Annotated in this window: 20 protein-coding genes; 12 read left to right on the top strand and 8 right to left on the bottom strand. The window is 70.4% G+C overall.

Annotation, left to right across the window (positions count from 1 at the left end):
* Nucleotides 1–24: 24 nt before the first annotated feature.
* Nucleotides 25–687, bottom strand: coding sequence for a DUF4230 domain-containing protein (locus tag OG303_RS05825; protein ID WP_405865413.1), 663 nt, complete (start codon nt 685–687; stop codon nt 25–27).
* Nucleotides 688–830: 143 nt separating this feature from the next.
* Here OG303_RS05825 and OG303_RS05820 point away from each other — a divergent pair, with 143 nt between their 5' ends.
* Nucleotides 831–2021 carry a cytochrome P450 gene (locus tag OG303_RS05820; protein ID WP_405865411.1) on the top strand — a complete coding sequence of 397 codons (1191 nt, stop codon included), beginning with the start codon at nt 831–833 and terminating at the stop codon, nt 2019–2021.
* Between the two features lie 266 nt (nt 2022–2287).
* Here OG303_RS05820 and otr(A) read toward each other — a convergent pair whose 3' ends face one another.
* The gene (gene otr(A) / locus OG303_RS05815) at nt 2288–4153 is read right to left on the bottom strand and encodes a tetracycline resistance ribosomal protection protein Otr(A) (RefSeq protein ID WP_405865409.1); all 1866 of its coding nucleotides are present in this window, start codon (nt 4151–4153) and stop codon (nt 2288–2290) included.
* A gap of 196 nt (nt 4154–4349) precedes the next feature.
* On the opposite strand from otr(A), the gene OG303_RS05810 reads away from it, so the two are divergent.
* Both OG303_RS05810 and tuf read left to right on the top strand, forming a co-directional pair.
* Nucleotides 4350–5303: a ribose-phosphate diphosphokinase gene (locus OG303_RS05810; RefSeq protein ID WP_405865408.1), complete on the top strand. Its 954-nt coding sequence runs from the start codon at nt 4350–4352 to the stop codon at nt 5301–5303.
* A gap of 69 nt (nt 5304–5372) precedes the next feature.
* Complete coding sequence (gene tuf, locus OG303_RS05805; RefSeq protein ID WP_405865406.1) at nt 5373–6566, top strand: elongation factor Tu; 1194 nt, start codon at nt 5373–5375, stop codon at nt 6564–6566.
* 50 nt (nt 6567–6616) lie between these two features.
* On the opposite strand, the gene OG303_RS05800 is transcribed toward tuf, so the two are convergent.
* Nucleotides 6617–6997, bottom strand: a complete 381-nt coding sequence (locus OG303_RS05800; protein ID WP_405865404.1) for an anti-sigma factor antagonist — start codon at nt 6995–6997, stop codon at nt 6617–6619.
* Nucleotides 6998–7239: 242 nt separating this feature from the next.
* A complete protein-coding gene (locus tag OG303_RS05795; RefSeq protein ID WP_405865402.1) occupies nt 7240–7677 on the bottom strand; it encodes a MarR family winged helix-turn-helix transcriptional regulator in 438 nt (145 codons plus the stop codon).
* A gap of 103 nt (nt 7678–7780) precedes the next feature.
* Here OG303_RS05795 and OG303_RS05790 point away from each other — a divergent pair, with 103 nt between their 5' ends.
* Together OG303_RS05790 and OG303_RS05785 are read left to right on the top strand one after the other, a co-directional pair.
* Nucleotides 7781–9235 (top strand): aldehyde dehydrogenase family protein, encoded by a 1455-nt coding sequence (locus OG303_RS05790; RefSeq protein WP_405865400.1) that lies wholly within the window; start codon nt 7781–7783, stop codon nt 9233–9235.
* Between the two features lie 78 nt (nt 9236–9313).
* Nucleotides 9314–10420 (top strand): NAD(P)-dependent alcohol dehydrogenase, encoded by a 1107-nt coding sequence (locus OG303_RS05785; protein WP_405865398.1) that lies wholly within the window; start codon nt 9314–9316, stop codon nt 10418–10420.
* Nucleotides 10421–10427: 7 nt separating this feature from the next.
* Here the strand turns inward: OG303_RS05785 and OG303_RS05780 are convergent, their stop codons facing one another.
* Nucleotides 10428–11378 carry an NADP-dependent oxidoreductase gene (locus OG303_RS05780; protein WP_405865396.1) on the bottom strand — a complete coding sequence of 317 codons (951 nt, stop codon included), beginning with the start codon at nt 11376–11378 and terminating at the stop codon, nt 10428–10430.
* 71 nt (nt 11379–11449) lie between these two features.
* Between OG303_RS05780 and OG303_RS05775 the strand changes: the two genes are divergently transcribed.
* Nucleotides 11450–12409, top strand: a complete 960-nt coding sequence (locus tag OG303_RS05775) for a GlxA family transcriptional regulator (protein WP_405865394.1) — start codon at nt 11450–11452, stop codon at nt 12407–12409.
* Between the two features lie 68 nt (nt 12410–12477).
* A complete protein-coding gene (locus OG303_RS05770) occupies nt 12478–13332 on the top strand; it encodes a hypothetical protein (protein ID WP_405865392.1) in 855 nt (284 codons plus the stop codon).
* Nucleotides 13333–13336: 4 nt separating this feature from the next.
* Here the strand turns inward: OG303_RS05770 and OG303_RS05765 are convergent, their stop codons facing one another.
* The 3 genes from OG303_RS05765 to OG303_RS05755 form a co-directional block, all read right to left on the bottom strand.
* Nucleotides 13337–13900: a TetR/AcrR family transcriptional regulator gene (locus OG303_RS05765; protein WP_405865391.1), complete on the bottom strand. Its 564-nt coding sequence runs from the start codon at nt 13898–13900 to the stop codon at nt 13337–13339.
* Nucleotides 13897–14259 (bottom strand): DUF1304 domain-containing protein, encoded by a 363-nt coding sequence (locus OG303_RS05760; protein ID WP_405865389.1) that lies wholly within the window; start codon nt 14257–14259, stop codon nt 13897–13899. The genes OG303_RS05765 and OG303_RS05760 overlap by 4 nt, the downstream gene beginning before the upstream one ends.
* Before the next feature lie 100 nt (nt 14260–14359).
* Entirely contained in the window at nt 14360–14482 is a 123-nt protein-coding gene (locus tag OG303_RS05755; RefSeq protein ID WP_405865387.1) for a hypothetical protein, read from the bottom strand.
* Nucleotides 14483–14883: 401 nt separating this feature from the next.
* On the opposite strand from OG303_RS05755, the gene OG303_RS05750 reads away from it, so the two are divergent.
* The 5 genes from OG303_RS05750 to OG303_RS05730 are packed head-to-tail and all read left to right on the top strand — an operon-like array spanning nt 14884 to nt 19231.
* Nucleotides 14884–16617, top strand: a complete 1734-nt coding sequence (locus tag OG303_RS05750; protein ID WP_405865385.1) for an ATP-binding protein — start codon at nt 14884–14886, stop codon at nt 16615–16617.
* A 5-nt stretch (nt 16618–16622) separates the two neighbouring features.
* Nucleotides 16623–17033, top strand: a complete 411-nt coding sequence (locus OG303_RS05745; RefSeq protein ID WP_030043913.1) for a roadblock/LC7 domain-containing protein — start codon at nt 16623–16625, stop codon at nt 17031–17033.
* Entirely contained in the window at nt 17030–17401 is a 372-nt protein-coding gene (locus OG303_RS05740; protein ID WP_405865383.1) for a DUF742 domain-containing protein, read from the top strand. Before OG303_RS05745 ends, OG303_RS05740 begins: the two co-directional genes overlap by 4 nt.
* A complete protein-coding gene (locus OG303_RS05735; RefSeq protein ID WP_405865381.1) occupies nt 17382–17987 on the top strand; it encodes a GTP-binding protein in 606 nt (201 codons plus the stop codon). The genes OG303_RS05740 and OG303_RS05735 overlap by 20 nt, the downstream gene beginning before the upstream one ends.
* Nucleotides 17984–19231, top strand: coding sequence for a cytochrome P450 (locus OG303_RS05730; protein WP_405865379.1), 1248 nt, complete (start codon nt 17984–17986; stop codon nt 19229–19231). The genes OG303_RS05735 and OG303_RS05730 overlap by 4 nt, the downstream gene beginning before the upstream one ends.
* Nucleotides 19232–19255 lie beyond the last annotated feature (24 nt).

Raw genomic sequence — 19255 nt, 5'->3', positions numbered from 1 at the left:
CGGGCACGTCGGGGACCACGCGGATCAGCTGCCGTAGCTGACTTGCACCTCCTTGAACCCGAGGGAACGCAGCAGGCCGTCGAGCATGTCGGTGGTGTTGGTCTCGGCCCGCTTGGTCAGCCCGCTGTCCTTCGCCGCGTCACCGATGTGCCTGACGGCGAGCTTCTGTACGGCCTGTTCGCTGTTGGGGTTGTCCGAGAAGAGGTCGCCGAGGCGGTCGAGGAGACCGCGCTGCTTGGACACGGCGTAGGAGCGGTCGGGGTTCAGGGCCGGCTTGCCGAGCGCCGCGTGCGGCAGCCGGAGTGTGGCGGACGTGCGGTCGTCGTTGACCGTCACGTCGTCCTTGCCGACCTTGCCGAGGTCGACATAGGCGTCGACGGTGCCCGCACCGATGTACAGGGTGCGGGAGCCGCGGACGGCGTCGGGCAGGTACTTGGTGTCCTTTTCCAGGTCGACGACGACCTGGAAGTTGCCGGAGGCGGCGTCGTAACGGCTCATGTCCTGGATGGACTGGAGCAGTGCGGGTCCGGAGCGGTCGTGCGTTTCCGTGCCGAACAGGTCCTTGAGGCCCGGGAGCACACTCAGCCTGATCCCGGCGAAGAACACCACGAGCACCAGCACGACGGCGCTCACCGCCTTCGCCCAGCCGGGCATGCGCCTGGACATGCGCCTGATGGGAGTCGTCATGGCGACGGCCCTCCTTCCTACTGACCGAATGCCCCTCAAAACCCTTGTCAGACCGCGCGGTTGGCCGAATGGCCCCCCTGACGGGGGCACGGAGGGCGCACTAGCGTGGAGAACTCTCCGTACCAGCGCGTCTGGAGTCCCGGATGAGTACAGACAGCACGTCCCGGCCCCTGTGCCCCATGCACCGCATCGACCTCCCCGAGCCCGGGCCACCCCGGCCGGGGATGCTCGCCACGGGCACCCCGGTGTGGCTCGTGACCCGGTACGCCGAGGTGCGTCAGGTGCTCATGGACCCCCGCTTCAACAGGAGTTCCCTGCACGCCGAGGACGCCCCGCCGCTGCTCGTCGTACCGAACCTGCTGGACAACCCGAACGGGCTCGTCAACCAGGACGGCGAAGCGCACCAGCGGCTGCGCGGCACCGTGCAGCGGGCGTTCACGCCGCGGGCTATCGCCCTCTGGCGGCCCTGGGTGGCCTCGGTGGTCGAGTCGCTCCTCGACGACTTCGCACGGCAGGACCGCCCCGCGGACATCGTCGAGGGCTTCACGCGCCCCCTGCCCGTCTCCGTCATCTCCCGGCTCATGGGACTCGACCACGTGGACCGCGAACGCATCCGCCACTGGGCCGACCACGCGCTCTCGGGCGGCGCGCACACGCGGGAACAAGTCGTGGCCGCCATGCTCGAGTTCGGGTCCTTCGCCGCCGATCTCGTTGCCCAGCGGCGCAAGGCTCCCGGTGACGACCTGGTGAGCGGGCTGGTGACGGCGGGCGACAGCCTGGGGATCGAGGAACGGCAGCTGGTGACCCTGGTGTGCGGGCTGGTCGTCGCCGGTCACGAGACCACCATGACGGCGCTCGGCAACATCGTCGTCTACCTCCTCACCGACCGGCAGGAGGCCTGGCCCGGCCTCGCCGAGGACGAGGAGGCGGCATCGGTCGCGGCCGAGCAACTGCTGCGCGCCGTCCCGCTCAGCGAGGGACGGGTACTGCCCGGCCTGCTCCGCCGCGCTGTCGAGGACACCGAGGTCGGCGGAGTGACCATCCCGGCGGGCAGCGTGGTCGCCGTCCAGACCAACTCCGCGAGCCGCGACCCCGACGTCTTCCCGCCCGGCCCGCCCGACCTCTTCACACCGCTGACCTCACCCAGCGTGATCTTCGGCGCCGGCCCCCACCACTGCCTCGGCGCCTGGCTCGCCCGCCTGGAACTGGGCCTGGCCCTGCACCGCCTCGCGGCCCACTTCCCCACCCTGCGCGCCGAGTTCGCACCCGAGACGATCGAGTGGCGCGAGGGCCAACTGACACGAAGCCCGAAGCGGTTGCCGGTGTCGTGGTGAACATGCCCTGGTGGGGCGGCGGTTCGCGCGCGTGCTGACGTGAGCGCGGTGTCGCTCCGCGGGGCGCCCGCACCGCTGCTCGCGCGCGCCTGCCTCGCCGCCGCGGTCCTTGGCCACCGGCAACGGTCTAAGCGGCCTTGGCGAAGTTCGGTGCGGCACCACGCCCCGTATGGGGCGCGGGCCTGTATCCATATGCGGCTCCGCCGCGTGGGCGCGACCAGCCCCCAACGGCCCGCAGGATGACCACCGCACTTCCAGCGGAGCGCTTAGTGCGACCGCAGTTCCCGGTCACCCGACACCCGCGACCACCACACCCCCTCGCCATGCGTCAGCCCGGGCAGGCGCAGTTCGATGTCGCGTACCCGCCGGGCCGGTAGTTCGCCGGTGATCAGCCAGGCCGTCGTACCGCCCGTGGTGCCCGTGAACTCCGCTCCGTACGAGGCTAGTTGGGCCGTCACCGGGGACAGTGCGTCGAGGGGGACCTCCGCTTCGAAGGCGTGGTAGGGCTCGTACAGCCGGGTTCGCGCCCGCTGCAGCGCGCTGTGCAGCACGATCGGGGTGAGCCCCCGGAAGTCGGCGGCCGTGCTGATCGGCGAGCAGTAGCCGGAGCGGATCAGCGTGACCCGGTAGTCGGTCACGGGCGCTCCGTTGAGCCCGGTCGCCATGGTCGCGTGCACCGTGTCCTCGATGGCCTGGTGGAAGGCGCGGGGGAGTGCGCCGAGTTCCGTCGTGTACGTGAACACTCCGCCCGAGCCGCGGGGCCCCGGCTCGACCCGCACTCCGACCGTCGCCCAGTAGCGCGTGCCGAGGTGCCACGGCATCTCCTCCGAGGCCTCACCGACGCCCCGCGGGCGCTCCAGGAACCGTACGCGGCCCGGTTCGAAGTCGGCCTCGATGCCGAAGTCCTGGGCGAGCGTGGCCGCGAGCACCTCCATCTGCACCTCGCCGTACAGGAGCAACGCGGTGGTGCCGGCGGCCGCGGGCCGGGCGTGCATCAGCGGGTCCTGGTCGGCGAGGGCAAGCAGGGCCGAGCGGAGCGGGGCGGCCTGTTCGGGGTGCCGGGCCCGGACCAGGGTCTCCAGCGTGGGCGGCGCGAACTGCGCCGCACGGTCGGCCAGTTGGCCCAGCCGGTCGCCCACACGGACGCCGCCCAGACCGGTGAGTGCCGCGATGTTCCCGGCGGTGAGTGACGGCCCGGCCCGTCCGATCACGTCGAGGCGGTTCACCTGTCCGGCGACTTCCGTCGTCCGGCCGTCGGCCTCCCGTCGTAGGAGGGCGAGGCGCTGACGTGGTGTCACCTCACCGTCGTACAGCCGCAGATACGCCGTCCGCTCGCCGCCCGGTCCGGGCCGTACGGCGAACACCGTGCCGCGCGGACCCGCACCTTCCGTTGCCTGTGCGGGCGGGATCAGCCCGATCACACCCTCGACCAGCTCCGAGACACCCTGTCCACCGAGGGCCGAGCCGAAGAAGACAGGGTGGAACGAGCCGTCGGCGGTGCGCGCGGCAAGCGCCTTGCGCAGGTCGTCCGGCGTGGGCTCGGGGCCGTCCACGACCGCCGTGAGGACGACCGGGTCGACCTCCGCCAGGGCTTCGGCCAGCTGTGGATCCCCGGGCGGGCGGGCCGTCACGCGGGCGTCGGCGGTCCCGATGCCCGTCACGTCCGTAAGCGGTGCGACGTACGGCGTCAGCCTGCGCCGGATGTCGGCGAGCAGGCCCTCGGACCGGGCGCCCGCCCGGTCGATCTTGTTGACGAAGACGAGCGTGGGCAGCCGCAACCGCCGCAGCGTCCTCATCAGCACCCTCGTCTGCGCCTGTACGCCTTCCACGGCGGACAGCAGCAGCACCGCGCCGTCCAGGACCTCCAGGGCGCGTTCGACCTCGGCGATGAAGTCGGAGTGGCCGGGGGTGTCGATCAGGTTGATCTGGGTGCCGCCGACGGTGAACGCGGCGACGGCAGAGCGGATCGTGATGCCGCGCTGCCGCTCGATCGCACCGTCGTCCGTACGGGTGTCACCGCCGTCGACGCTGCCGAGCCGGTCGATCGCTCCGTGGTCGAACAGCAGCCGCTCGGTGAGGCTGGTCTTACCGGCGTCGACGTGGGCGAGAATTCCGATGTTCAGGGTGTGCATGCGGGGTCGAGTCCTCGGGAACCGTGGGCCGATGGGGGCGCTGGTTGATTCCGAGGAGTCGGCGCATGGGATCTCCTGAAAGTGAGGGAATTCGTACGCCGCCATGATGGCGCGCGGCAGGTGGCGCATCGCAACCGAATTTCCGAGGTCAGTAGCATGAGCCCGTCACCCGGAATGATCATGCTAGGAGCGGATCGTGCGAGACATCTCCGTGTTCAGCGGCAGTGCCCACCCCGACCTGGCGGCGGAGGTCTGTGCGCATCTCGGTGTGCCGCTCAGCCCCACCCGGGTCAGCCGTTTCGCCAACGACTGTCTGGAGGTGCAGCTCCAGGCCAACTGTCGCGAGCGGGACGTCTTCCTGATCCAGCCGCTGGTCAAGCCGGTCCAGGAGAACCTCGTCGAGCTGCTGCTGATGTGCGACGCGGCCCGCGGGGCGTCGGCGGCGCGGATCGCCGTCGTCATGCCGCACTACTCCTACGCCCGCTCCGACAAGAAGGACGCGCCCCGGATCTCCCTCGGCGGTCGGCTGGTCGCGGACCTGCTGGTGGCGGCGGGGGCGAGCCGGGTCCTGGCCATGACGCTGCACTCGCCGCAGGTGCACGGCTTCTTCTCGGTACCGGTCGACCACCTGCACGCCCTGCGGGAACTGGCCGCGCACTTCCGGCAGTACGACCTGTCCCGCACCACCGTGGTCTCGCCGGACCTCGGCAACGCCAAGGAGGCGGCCGCGTTCGCGCGGATGATCGGCGCCCAGGTGGCCGCCGGTGCCAAGCAGCGGTTCGCGGACGACCAGGTCGCCATCAGCTCGGTCATCGGCGAGGTCACGGGACGCGATGTCATCGTGCTGGACGACGAGATCGCCAAGGGCAGCACGGTGCTCGAACTCCTCGAACGGCTGCGGGAGTTGGGGCCCCGTTCGATCCGGGTCGCCTGCACGCACGGCCTGTTCGCGGCCGGGGCGCTCAAGCGGATCGGCGAGCAGCCGGACGTGCAGGAGATCGTGTGCACCAACACGGTGCCGGTCCCGGAGGAGGAGCGCACCGAGAAGCTGCGGATCCTGTCGATCGCCCCCGCCCTCGCCGAGGCCGTGCGCCGCATTCACAACGGCGAGTCCGTCAGCGCCCTGTTCGACGCGCCGCGAAGCGAATAGACATGAGGGAGTGGAGCAAGGCTCGGCGTCCCAGGTGACGCATCACTCAGGTGACCAGGAGGGCTTGCAGTGGCGAAGGCGAAGTTCGAGCGGACCAAGCCGCACGTGAACATCGGCACGATCGGTCACATCGACCACGGCAAGACGACGCTCACGGCGGCCATCACGAAGGTGTTGCACGACAGGTTTCCCGACCTGAACCCGTTCACGCCGTTCGACCAGATCGACAAGGCGCCCGAGGAGCGGCAGCGCGGCATCACGATCTCGATCGCCCACGTCGAGTACCAGACCGAGCGCCGGCACTACGCGCACGTCGACTGCCCCGGGCACGCGGACTACATCAAGAACATGATCACGGGCGCCGCCCAGATGGACGGCGCGATCCTGGTCGTCGCGGCCACGGACGGGCCCATGCCGCAGACCAAGGAACATGTGCTGCTGGCCCGGCAGGTGGGCGTGCCGTACATCGTCGTAGCACTCAACAAGACCGACATGGTGGACGACGAGGAGATCCTGGAACTCGTCGAGCTGGAAGTGCGTGAGCTGCTGACCGAGTACGAGTTCCCCGGCGACGACGTCCCGGTCGTCAAGGTCTCCGCGCTCAAGGCCCTCGAAGGCGACGCGCAGTGGACGCAGTCGGTGCTCGAACTCCTCGCCGCCGTCGACGAGTTCGTGCCCGAGCCGGTGCGGGACGTGGACCGGCCCTTCCTCATGCCGATCGAGGACGTCTTCACCATCACCGGCCGCGGCACCGTCGTCACCGGCCGGATCGAGCGCGGTGTGCTGCACGTGAACCACGAGGTCGAGATCATCGGCATCCACGAGCAGAAGACAAAGACGACCGTCACCGGCATCGAGATGTTCCGCAAGCTGCTCGACGAGGGCCGGGCCGGCGAGAACGTCGGGCTCCTGCTGCGCGGCGTGAAGCGGGAGGACGTGGAGCGCGGGCAGGTCGTCATCAAGCCCGGGACGGTCACCCCGCACACGGAGTTCGAGGGGCAGGCGTACATCCTGTCGAAGGACGAGGGCGGCCGGCACACGCCGTTCTTCGAGAACTACCGCCCGCAGTTCTACTTCCGCACGACGGACGTGACCGGTGTGGTGACCCTGCCCAAGGGCACCGAGATGGTCATGCCGGGAGACAACACCGGCATGCACGTCGTGCTGATCCAGCCCATCGCCATGGAGGAGGGCCTGAAGTTCGCCATCCGCGAGGGCGGCCGGACGGTGGGCGCCGGACAGGTGACGAAGATCCTCAAGTGACGTTCCTCAAGGAGAGACCGTCGTCTCGGCAGCCGTTGTCACAGCGGCCGTCATAACGACTCGGACGTGGCCTCCGGCTGGCCCAGGGCCGCGTCCAGGGTCGCATGCGCGGGCAGCATCCGGGCCAGCCCGGTGACCCGAAGGATGCGCAGCGTGAGCGGGTGGGTGCAGACGAGCCGCAGCTCCCCGTCCTGGTCGAGCACCCGGCCACGGGCCCGGTAGAGCAGTCGCAGCCCGGAGCAGTCGAAGAAGTCGACGTGCCGCAGGTCGATCACCAGGCGGACATCGGGGTGCGCCGTCACCCGGTCCAGGTAGGGCGCGATCTCCAGGGCCGCGGCGATGTCGATCTCGCCGCGGAACTCCAGCACCGTGTGCCCCCGGTCCTGGTGGACACGCAGATGCCGGGTGAGCGGCGCAGGTTCCCGGTCCACGACGACAACGCCTCCAACCTGCTCCGTCCGCTGCGGGGTTGCAGGTCACCGGGGGCCGGGGTGACAGCGTGCAGCGAGCGTACGAGCGAAGCCGAGCCCCCGGGTCCCGAGTGAGCGCAAATCTGTTCTCCGCCCTGCAAGTTACCCTCGATGGAGTGAATTTGAGCATGTTCGATTGACATATGTCTTTGAATTGCGTCAGAGCGCTTGCGTCAAATCGTCCCGTGAGGGGCGTGACGCGGCTACGACAGCGCGTGCCAGGCCTTGGAGAGCGCCTGGCGGAACTGCTCGGTCTGGTGCGCCGTGAGATCGCGGACCATCCGCTCCTCCAGCTCCCGGACGGGACCCCCGTGCTGCGCGAGGAGCTCGCGCCCGGCGTCGGTCAGCAGGATCAGCAGCTCCCGGCGGCTCTGCGGATTGCGCTCCCGCCGCACCAGGCCGCGGTTCTCCAGGGATCGCACGAGATCCGCGATGGACTGCGCGGTGACGAACGAGTCGCGGGCCAGCTGCGCCGCCGACAGTCCGTCGTGCCGCTCCAGGACGGTGAGCGCGGTGTACTGCAGCGCGGTGATCCCGGACGGCTTGACCAGCTCGTCGAGGTGTGAGCGGACAACGAGCTCCACCTGCTTCACCATGTAGAGCAGGGACGGAGAGGTCTTGGTCGCCTGGGTGTCGAGCATGAGTTCAGCGTAGACCATTGACAGGAAACCTGTCTGTAATGAAACTGCGGACCAACAGGAATCCTGTTGGTTGAAATCTTGGCGATGAGGCTGAGGAGTGGTGATGACCACCTTCGAGATCGAACCCGGACAGCTGTTTGTCGGGGGCCAGTGGCGCGAGGCCGCGGACGGAGCGCGCACCGAGGTGGTCGACCCGTCCCGGGGCACGGTCGTCACCACCGTCGCGGAGGCGGGCGCCGCCGACGTGGACGCGGCCGTGCGTGCCGCACGGGAGGCCTTCGACGGCGGCGCCTGGTCCGGGCTGTCCGGCCGCGAGCGCGGCCGGGTGCTGCACCGGGTCGCCGAGCTGATCCGGCAGAACGCGGACGAACTCGCCCGCCTCGAGAGCCTGGACGTCGGCAAGCCCATCTCGCTGTGCCACGCCGTCGACGTGACGAACGCGGCCAACGACTACGAGCACTTCGCCGCCCTCGCCCACTCCCTGGACGGCTCGATCCGCGACACCCCCATGAACGCGCTCGCGTACACCAAGCGCGAGCCGCTCGGTGTGGTCGCCGCGATCACACCCTTCAACTTCCCGCTGATCCTGGCCGGCTCGAAGATCGGTCCCGCGCTCGCCGCCGGCAACACCGTGGTGCACAAGCCGGCCGACGAGACACCGCTGAGCGCCCTATACATGGCCCGGCTGCTCAAGGAGGCGGGCGTCCCGGACGGCGTCGTCAACGTGGTCACCGGCACCGGCCCGGTGGCCGGTGAGGCGCTGCTGCGCCATCGCGGGATCGACAAGGTCGCCTTCACCGGCTCCACCGCGATCGGCCGCCACGTGGCGAGCACCGCCGGCGAGGCCCTCAAGCCCGTCACCATGGAGCTCGGCGGCAACGCCGCCCACATCGTCTTCGAGGACGCCGACCTGGAGAAGGCCGTCGGCGCGATCATCAAGGGCTTCGTCTTCAACACCGGCCAGTTCTGCATGGGCGGCCCGCGCCTGCTGGTGGCGCGCCCGGTCTACAGCACCCTGCTCGGCATCCTCTCCGAGGCGGTCCCCGGCGTACCGCTCGGCGACCCGCGCAACCCCGAGACCGTCGTCGGACCGATGGCGGGGGAGAAGCACCTGAAGAAGGTCGAGGAGTACGTCGACCTGGCCCGCAAGGAGGGTGGCCGCATCGTCTGCGGCGGCGAGCGGCTCGACCTCGACGGCGGCTACTACTACAAGCCCACGGTGATCGCCGACCTGTCGAACGACTCCCGTGTCGTCCAGGAGGAGATCTTCGGACCGGTCCTCACGGTTCAGCCCTTCGACACCGAGGAGGAGGCCGTCGAGCTCGCCAACTCCACGCCGTACGGCCTGGCTTCGGGCGTCCAGACCCAGAACCTCGCCCGCGCCCACCGCGTCGCCGACCGACTCCAGGCGGGCATCGTCTGGATCAACGACTGGGCCATGCTCGACCCGGCGGTGCCCTTCGGCGGCGTCAAGGACTCCGGCTACGGCCGCGAGTACGGGCCCGAGGCCCTTGCCGCCTACACCAAGGTCAAGTCCGTCGTCGTCTCGCTCGACTGAGCTCGGCCGAACACACCCGCAGACGCCGAACACACCCGAAAACGCTGAACACGCCCGAAGACAATGGGAGTTCGTACGATGTCCATCACCACCCGCGCCGCTGTGGTCGAGTCCGGCGGAGCACCCTTCACCCTGAGCGATGTCGAGCTCGACGAGCCGGGACCGCACGAGGCACTGGTCCGCATGGTGGCCACCGGCCTGTGCCACACCGACCTCGGCGTCGCGAGCGGCGGACTGCCCTTTCCTCTGCCCGGAGTTCTGGGTCATGAGGGAGCGGGCGTCGTCGAGGCCGTCGGGTCGGCCGTCACCGGCATCGTGCCCGGCGACCACGTCGTGCTGTCCTTCAGCTCCTGCGGCGAGTGCCGCAACTGCCACGGCGGCCACCCCGCGTACTGCGCGACCTGGCTGCCGCTGAACCTCATCGGCGGTGTCCGTGCCGACGGCACCAGCACCATCAGCCGCGACGGCACCCCGCTCGGCGGGCACTTCTTCGGTCAGTCCTCCTTCGCCGAGCGGGCGTTGGTGGACGAGCGCAGCCTCGTCAAGGTCGACGCGGACGTACCGCTGGAGTCGATCGCACCGCTGGGCTGCGGTGTCCAGACCGGAGTGGGTGCGGTCTGGAACGTGCTGAAGCCGGTGACGGGCAGCACGATCGTCGTCCTGGGCGCCGGTGCCGTCGGCCTGTCCGCCGTGATGGCCGCCGCCCTCACCCCCGCCACCCGGATCGTGGCCGTCGACAAGGTCGGCGAACGCCTTTCCCTGGCCAAGGAGTTGGGCGCCACCCACACCGTCAACGTGGGCGAGGCCGACCTCGCCGAGGCGCTCGCGGAGATCACCGGTGGCCAGGGCGCGGACGGCGTCGTGGAGACGACCGGCAGCGTCGCCGTGCTGCGCCAGGGCGTCGACTCGCTCGCCGCGCGCGGCACCCTGGTCGTCGTCGGCGCCCCGCCGTTCGGCTCCGAAGTCGCCCTGGACGTCAACGGGTTGCTGGGCGGCAAGCAGGTCGTCGGCCTCACCCTCGGTGACGCCGAGACGCAGACCTTCATCCCGGCGCTGGTCCAACTGGTCAAGGAAGGACGACTCCCGCTGCACCGCCTGATCAGCACCTATCCGTTCGCGGAGATCGACCAGGCGGTGCGGGACATGGGCGCGGGCAAGGCGATCAAGCCCGTGCTCACCTTCTGACGGTCCGTCAGTCGACCGTCAGGACCAGCTTCCCCACGGTGCGGCCGGTGTCGCCGAGCGCATGTGCCTCGGCGGCATCGGCCAGCGGGAAGGTGCCGGCGATCGCGGGGCGCAGCTTCCCCGCCTCCACCAGCTCCGCGATCGCCTTCATGCCGCTGTGCGAGGCGTCGACGAGCATCCGCAGCGCCCGGACACCGAGCCGCTCGGCCTCCTCCTGGAACTCGTCCGAACCCACCGGCAGGATCGAGACGGCGATCCCGCCCGGGCGCAGCACGCGCAGCGAACGCGTCGAGGTGTCGCCACCGATCGTGTCCAGGACGACGTCCACGTCCTTCACGGCCTCCGCGAAGTCCGTCTCCTGGTAGTCGATCGCCTCGTCCACGCCGATCCCGCGCAGGAACTCGTGCTTGCCCGCGCTCGCCGTGCCGATCACGTACGCGCCCCGCGCCTTGGCGATCTGCACCGCCACGTGCCCGACCCCGCCGGCCGCCGCGTGGATCAGCACCCGCTGCCCCGGCTGCAGGTCGGCGTACTCGACCAGGGCCTGCCAGGCGGTCAGCGACACCAGCGGCAGCGCGCCCGCCTGCGTGTGGTCGATCGAGGCCGGCTTGTGGGCGAACCAGCGCGCCGGGGCCGTGACGTACTCGGCGTGCGAGCCGTGACCGAACGGGTAGGCCAGCATGCCGAAGACCTCGTCGCCGGGCCGGAAGCGGGCCACGCCGATCCCGACCGCCTCGACCACGCCGGAGACGTCCCAGCCCAGGACGAAGGGCGGCCTGCCCAGGAAACCGCCGGTCGCACGGTGCTTCCAGTCGGTCGGGTTGACGCCGGCGGCGCGGACCCTGACCAGTACCTCGTTGGTGCGCGGCTCGGGGCGCGCCAGTTCCACTTCCTGCAGGACCTCGGGACCGCCGAGGACGTCCTGGCTGATGGCTCGCATCGTGTTCACAGTGCTCATGGTGAACCAGCCTGCCGGGGGTCGCCGCGCAAGAAAATGGCACGATGGTCAACCTTCGATAGGATCGTGCCATGAGCGAGGAACGGCATGTGGAACGGGTCGTGGTGCTGGCCCTGGACGGCGTGTACCCCTTCGAGCTGGGCATCCCCAGCCGAATCTTCGGCGCGGCCGACGGCCGGTACGAGGTGCTGACCTGCACCGTCGACGGCCAACCGGTGCGCACCAGCACCGACTTCACGGTCGGCGTCGAGCACGGTCCCGAGATCCTGACGACGGCCGACACCGTGGTGGTCGCGTCCATGACGCCCTCGCACATCCCCACCGAACTGTCCGCGGAGGTCGTCGCCGCGCTTGCCCAGATCCGCCCGGACGCCCGGATCGTCTCCATCTGCACCGCCGCCTTCGTCCTCGCCGCGGCGGGCCTCCTCGACGGCCGGAAGGCCACCACGCACTGGCAGGTGGCCAACGCGTTCCGGCGCGTGTACCCGCAGGTCGACCTCGATCCCGACGTGCTCTTCGTCCACGACGGCCGGATCCTCACCTCGGCCGGCGCCGCCTCCGGTGTCGACGTCTGCCTGCACATCGTCCGCACCGACCACGGCAGCGAACTGGCCAACACGGTGGCCCGCCGCTGCGTCGTACCCCCGTTCCGGGACGGCGGCCAGGCGCAGTACATCGAGCAGCCCGTCCCCGAGAGCGGCGCCGCGGGCACGGCCGCCACGCGCGCGTGGGCCCTGGAACACCTCGACGAGCCGCTCACACTGGCCGACCTCGCCGGCCATGCCCGGATGAGCCTGCGCACCTTCGCCCGCCGCTTCAACGAGGAGGTCGGTCTCAGTCCCGGCCGCTGGCTGATCCAGCAGCGCGTGGCCCGTGCCCGGCACCTGCTGGAGTCCAGCGACCTGTCCGTCGACCGGATCGCCGGCCATGTCGGCTTCGCCACCGGAGCCTCGCTCCGACAGCATCTGCACGCCGCGATCGGGGTCTCGCCGCAGGCCTACCGCCGTACGTTCCAGACGGCCGCCGACTAGGCGCGAACGTTCCGTGCCGCCGCCGCGTCGAAGGACCGGAAGGCAGCGAGCGGAACAGGGGTGGGGGCATGCGCGGGAGACTCGTGGGGACGACAGTGCTGGTCGCGGCGGCGGCGGTGGCGTGCGGCACGGAGAAGGGCCAGGACCTCGTCGTCGCGGGAACGGCTCCGGCCGCGCCGTACAGCGGACCGCTGCACGTGCCCGCGAAGAACCTCGACGAGGACAGCGCGCGGGCCACACGCATCGAGTCGGGCGCCGCCGGCCGGGCGCTGGAGTGCGACGGGGAGATCTACTCGGGCGGTGGGAGCGACCCGTGGAGCCAGGGCGACGGAGGCGCGACGCCGAAGGAGGGGCTCAAGGCGTACTTCGACATCGAGCAGCCCGACGTCCCCCGTTACGGCTACCGCGTGGAGCGCGAGGAGGCCGATCGCGTCCTGTACTCCTTCGACGTGGGCGGCAGGACCAAGGTCGCCGTCATCGTCGCCAAGGACCGGAAGAACAGGCCCGGTTGGGGCCCGGAGTCCAGCGCGTCCTGCGACCCGTCCGAACTGCCGGCGAGCTTCACCGACAAGCAGTGGTACGAGATCTGGACCGACCGGCACGGCGAGCGGGTGCCGATCACCAAGGTGAACAGCAGCGTCGGCCCGGAACACTGCGACTGGCAGAAGGCGCACTTCCTGTCGCTGGGGGAGGGCAAGAAGGGCAAGCTGTACGCCCGCGATCCGGACGGAGTGCTCCCGGAGGGCATGCTCACCTCCCCGTACGACGGCGACGTCCGGATGCCGGCGAGCGCCCACGACACCGGATATCGCTACCAGGACCGGCGGTTGTGGCTGACGGACGATCCGGGCAAGGCCTACGTCCGCACATCCCACGGCGTCGAGGCCTGGCCGCTGGTGAGCGAGGGCATGGGCTGCGCGTGAACCGTCACCGGCTCGCGTGCAGGGCGACCAGCAACTGCCATACCTCGTCGGCGATTTGAGCGGCATCGCCATCGAGGAGCCCGTGCAGCCAGTCGGCCAGCACACCGGCGAAGGTCGCGGCCACGGCCGACGCGACCAGTGGTGCGTCCGCCGCGCCCGCACGTTCGCGCTCGCGGAGGCTGTAGGCCCGCAGATCCCGGTGCAGCACCCGGCCGAGCGGGCCGCCGCCGCCCGGGGTCAGCAGTTCGCGGTACAGGCCTGCGTGTGGGGCGAGCGAGGCGAAGAACGCGGCGAGCGCGGGCGGCGCGTGCACCGGGTCGGGCCGGCCGGTCCAGGAGTGCAGCGCCTCCACGGCCTCCCGTACGACGTCCGCGCAGGCGTCGACCGCCACCGCCTCCAGATCGGCGTAGTGGACGTAGAAAGTGGCCCGCCCGACCCGGGCGCGGCGCACCAGCGCGGCCACGCCCACCTCCGCGAGCGGCCGCTCCGCACACTCGGCGAGCAGGGCCTCCCGCAGTCGCGCCCGGGTGCGTGCGGCCCGCGGGTCCTCCGGCGCGGGGCGGGTCACTGCGCGATCAGGACCGCGGCCAGGGCGAGCGCGCCGGGCAGTGCCTGCGCGAACAGAATGCGGCGGTTGGCCGTCACGGCGCCGTAGACACCCGCGATCACGACGCAGCACAGGAAGAACACCTGGGCGCGGAACCCGGTCGGGTCCGCCGCGATCAGACCCCAGATCAGACCGGCCGCGAGAAAGCCGTTGTAGAGCCCCTGGTTGGCGGCCATCGGGGCGGTCGCCCGCGCCATCTCCCGGTCGAACCCGTGCAGCGCCCGCCCGGGCTTCTTCTGCCACAGGAACATCTCCATCACCAGGATGTAGGCGTGCAGGGCGGCCACCAGACCGACCAGCACATTCGCGACCGTCTCCATGTCGAGCTCCGAATTCGTTGAGGACAATTTCCTGGACAGGTGTCCACTATAGCTGGACAGGTGTCCAGGAAATACCATCGGTGCCGGGCGCCGATGCTGCTCACCCCGCAGCAGCATCCGTGGCGTCCCGGCGCAGCTCCTGTGCGCGCAGGGCGAGCTGCATCTCGAACTGCACTGCCGGATCGTGCAGTTGGCCGCCGAACAGGTCGTCCAGCCGGCGCATGCGGTAGCGCAGTGCAGGCCAGTCGGCAACGCGTTGAACGGACCGCGCGGCTCGTCGACCGGAACAGCGGCTCTCTTCGGCACGGCCGCGACGATACCCGTGGGTAATCCGCCGGGGCTTATCAACGGCGGACAGCCATGGGCGTACCAATTGTCACCACATGACAAGTTCGCAGGTCCGCAAAGGTATTTGTCGATGTGTGGGCTGTTGGCTGAGCGTGACGGAATCCTCACTTCCGACCGTGGTCACGGTTGATCCTTTGGGGTTCAAACCCGATAAGCTCCCGTTCGGCGCTGCGAGTTGACTCGATCGCGATCGGTCGTCTCGTGGTGCGTCATGCATCGATGTGCTCCCCCCTTGCACACTCCCCTGTTCGAACGTGTTGCTTGTTAAGGATGCAGATGGAACTCGCCACTCCGCCGCCGGCGGCGCGGGCCCCTGTCGCCTGGTACAGCTGGTGGTTGATGCCACTGGCTTTAGGAGGCGGGACGGTTGCCGCCACGTTCATGAGCTCCGAGCGAATAGCCGCCGGTGTCGCGGGCGTCGCGGCCACGGCCGCAAGCGCCGTCTGCGTACGGCTGCTGATCCGCACCCGCTCGCAGTTGAGCCGCTCCGAGGGCTCCTTCCGCACCACGCAGGCCGAGCACTCGCAGCAGTGGCAGCAGCATGTCGCGGGCCTGGAGCGGAAGTTCACCGCCGAGCGCGGCTCCCTCGAGGCACAGCTCACCGAGCAGTCCGGTGCGTACGAGGCCCAACTGGCGGAGCAGACCTCGACGTTCGAGGCCCAGATCACGGAACAGGCGCGTGCCTTCGAGGCTCGGCTCTCCGACCAGGCCACGTCGTACGAGGCTCAGCTGACCGACCGGGCCGAGGTCTGGCAGGAGCAGCTCACCCACCAGCACGCCGCGGTGGCCCGGCTCGCGAACGAGCAGCTGCCCGACGCGCTCAAGCAGTTGCGCGCCGGTGACGCCATCGACGACCTGCTGCCCGAGGCGAACCAGTGCGCCAAGGTCAGCGCCGACCTGCAGGCCGAACTGCGCAAGGTGCTGCGCACCGCCCTGATCGGTGTCGAGGAGGAGTTCAACCGCTCGACCTCCGCCGAACAGGCCGTCATCAGCATCGGCAACCGTATTCACGTGCTGACCAGCAAGCTCCGTGGCCGGCTGCACGAGATGCAGGGCGAGCACGGCCGGCTGCCGGCCGTCGCCCGCGGTCTGATGGAGCTGGACCAGGAGCTCGGCCCCGCCGACTCGCTCGCCGCGAGCATCGGTGTGCTCGGCGGCTCGGACCGGCCCGGCCGGCAGTGGCAGGAGCCGCAGCGGCTGCTCAGCGTGGTGCGTGGCGGTATCGGCCGGATCAAGGACTTCCCTCGCATCGAGGTCCGTCAGTTGCCCGAACTCGGCGTCGACGGCGGTCTGGTGGACCACCTCACGCTGATCTTCTCGCAGCTGCTGGACAACGCGGCCCGCTACTCGCCGCCCAGCGAGCCCGTGCTCGTCTCCGGCAAGGAGGTGCCCAACGGCGTCGGCATCGAGATCCAGGACTCCGGCAAGGGCCTGAGCGAGGAGAAGAAGCGCGAGGCCGAGGAGGCCCTCACCGGCACCGTGGCCGGACCGGGCATCGGCGGCATCTCGGAGGACGCCAACATCGGTCTGCGCGTCGTCGGCGCCCTCGCCCGCCGCTACGGCATCCGCGTCACCTTCGCGGACTCGCCCTGGCTCGGTACCTCGGTGGTGATCGTTGTCCCGCACAAGTACTTCAGCCCGTTGCCCGCGGCCGCCTCGGCCACCGCGGCGACTCCGGTGACGCAGCCGGCCGCGCCCGCCCCGGCGCGTACGCAGGTCTCGGCCGAGCCGGTGGACGTGCCCGACGAGACGGTGGACACGACGCCCGGCGGACTGCCCCGGCGCCGCAGCAAACGGAGCGAGGGCGAGGGCGCGGTGCGCCACCAGCCGGTCGAGCGCGCCGAGCGGAGCGAGGAGACCGTGGTCTCCGCCGTCCCGCCGGACGCCTCGTTCACCGGCCTGGCAGCCTTCGCCACCGCAGGCCGCGCGTTCGGCGAGGAGTCCACCACGGAGGACACGGCCCCTGCCGGGCACGAGTCCACCGAGCACCGCACTGAAGAGAGCGACTAGTCCACATGACGCAACAGGGAACCGACGTGAGCTGGGCGCTCCGTGATCTGGTGGAGTCCATCCCGGAGATCCGCTTCGCCCTCGTGGCCTCAAGCGACGGCAAGGCCATCACCTCCTTTGGCGCCGAAGACCCCGACGACGTGGACCGGTTCGCCGCCGTCGTCGCGGGTCTGCAGGCCCTGGCCCAGCCGGTCGCCGAGCAGTTCCCCAAGTACGCGGGGCAGCTGCGGCTGGCGATGATCGAGGTCGACGGCGGCCATCTCTTCGTCGTACGCGCCGGTGTGGAGACGTATCTCGGCGTCCTTGCCCGCGAAGGCCTCGACCAGGGGCTGCTCGGACACCAGATGAGGGATCTGGCCCGCAGGATGGGTGAGCTCCTCGGCACCACTCCTCGCCTGGAGGAGCACTCTGGATGAGTGCTCCCCGCCCGCCCACGGACCCGTCCGGTCTCGAGCGCTACTACGTCCTCACGGGGGGACGCAGCGGACCGGGCGGTTCGGCGTCGAGTCTCGACGTGGCGACCCTCATCGTCTCCGTGACCGCCCCCGTTCCGGGCATGCAGCACGAGCACGAGGACATCGTCCGGCGCTGCCGCGATCCGCTGTCGGTGGCCGAACTCGGCGCCCACCTCGGACTGCCCTTCAACATTCTCGCGGTGCTGCTGGCGGATCTGCTCGAGGCAGGCCGCGTCGAAGCCCGTGACCCCATCCCGGCGCACGGCGCCGGCCGCGGGCCCGACCTCGCGCTCCTTGAGGAGGTACTCAGTGGACTTGAACGGCTTTGACCATCCCGGCCGCCCGGCGGCCGGCGGCACCCGCTCGGTGAAGGTGATGATCGCGGGCGGTTTCGGCACCGGGAAGACCACCATGGTCCGCTCGGTCAGCGACATCAAGCCGCTCACCACCGAGGAGACGCTCACCCAGGCAAGTGCGGACGTCGACCACCTCATCGGCGTCGCCGACAAGACGGAGACCACCGTCAGCCTGGACTTCGGCAAGATCAGCCTCAACGACAGCCTCATGCTGTACCTGTTCGGCACACCCGGACAGGAGCGCTTCTGGTTCCTGTGGAACGGCCTGTTCAAGGGAGCGCTCGGCGCGGTGGTCCTCGTCGACACCCGGCGACTGGCCTCCAGCTTCCGGGCGATCGAGGAGATGGAGCGGCAGAACGTCCCGTTCGTCGTCGCGCTGAACGTCTTCCCCGACTCCAAGGACTATCCGGTCGAGGAGATCCGCGACGCCCTCGACATCCCCGAACACATCCCGGTCGTGGCCTGCGACGCCCGCGACCGGGCCGCCAGCCGTGACGTGCTCGTCGCGCTGATCCACCACCTGAAGGACCGCTCCGCCGTCGCTCTGGAGTCTCGATGAACGACCAGCCCTTAAACGGTCCCGACGTCCCGAGCGGCTGCCCGGTCGCCCACGGGGCCGACCTCACCCGGCTGTTCGGGCCGGAGGCGTCGACCGACCCGCTCGGCATCTACGAACGGCTGCGCAAGGAGCACGGGTCCGTGGCGCCGGTGCTGCTCGAGGGCGACGTCCCCGCCTGGCTGGTCCTCGGCTACCGCGACAACCGGCGGGTGCTGGACAACCCGCGCCAGTTCAGCCGGGACGCGCGGATCTGGCGGGACTGGCGGGAGGGGCGTGTTTCCGAGACGCACCCGTTGATCCCGATGGTCGGCTGGCGGCCCGACTGCGTCTCCCAGGACGGCGAACCGCACCGCCGGCTGCGCGGCGCGGTCACCGACGGTCTGCTCGCGGCGTCCAGCCGTGGCGTGCGGCGACACGCCACGTACTTCGCGAACAAGCAGATCGACGTGTTCGCCGACGCCGGGCGTGCCGACCTGGTGGCCGACTACGCCGAGCACCTGCCGATGCTCGTGCTCACCCGGATCCTGGGCCTTCCCGCGGCGGACGGGCGACGGCTGGCCGAGTCGTGCGCCCAGGTCTTCAAGGGCGGCGAGGACGCCCTCGAGCACAACGACCGGATCATCCAGATCCTCGCGGAACTCGCCGAGCGCAAGCGGGCCGAGCCGGGCTCCGACTTCGCCACGGCCCTGCTGGAGCACCCGGCCGGCCTCGACCACGACGAGGTCGTCAGCCATCTGCGCCTGGTGCTGATCGCCGCGCACACCACCACCAGCAACCTGCTGGCCCGGGTCCTGCAACTGGTACTCACCGACCCTGCCCGGCTGTCCGGTCTGGTCAGCGGGCAGCTGAACATCTCCTCGGTGGTGGAGGAGATCATGTGGGACACCCCGCCGCTGGCCGTGCTGCCGGGCCGGTTCGCGGCCGCCGACCTGGAGCTCGGAGGCCATCACATCCAGGAGGGAGAACTGCTCGTCCTGGGCCTGGCCGCCGGCAATCTCGACCCGGAGGTACGGCCCGACTCGGCCGTCGCCGTGCAGGGCAACCAGTCGCACCTGGCGTTCAGCGCAGGACCGCACGAGTGCCCGGGGCAGAACATCGGCCAGTCCATCATCGAGATCGGCGTGGACGTCCTGCTGCACCGGCTGCCGGGCCTGCGCCTGGCCGTGCCGTCGGAGGAGCTCTCCTCGACCGCCTCCACCTGGGAGTCCCGGCTCGACAGCCTGCCGGTCGAGTTCTCCGTCTGACACCACCGCTGCCCGGCCGGACAC

This window comes from Streptomyces sp. NBC_00005 (genome assembly GCF_045160215.1).
Lineage (GTDB): Bacteria > Actinomycetota > Actinomycetes > Streptomycetales > Streptomycetaceae > Streptomyces.
This window is presented reverse-complemented; position numbering and strand designations above follow the sequence as displayed.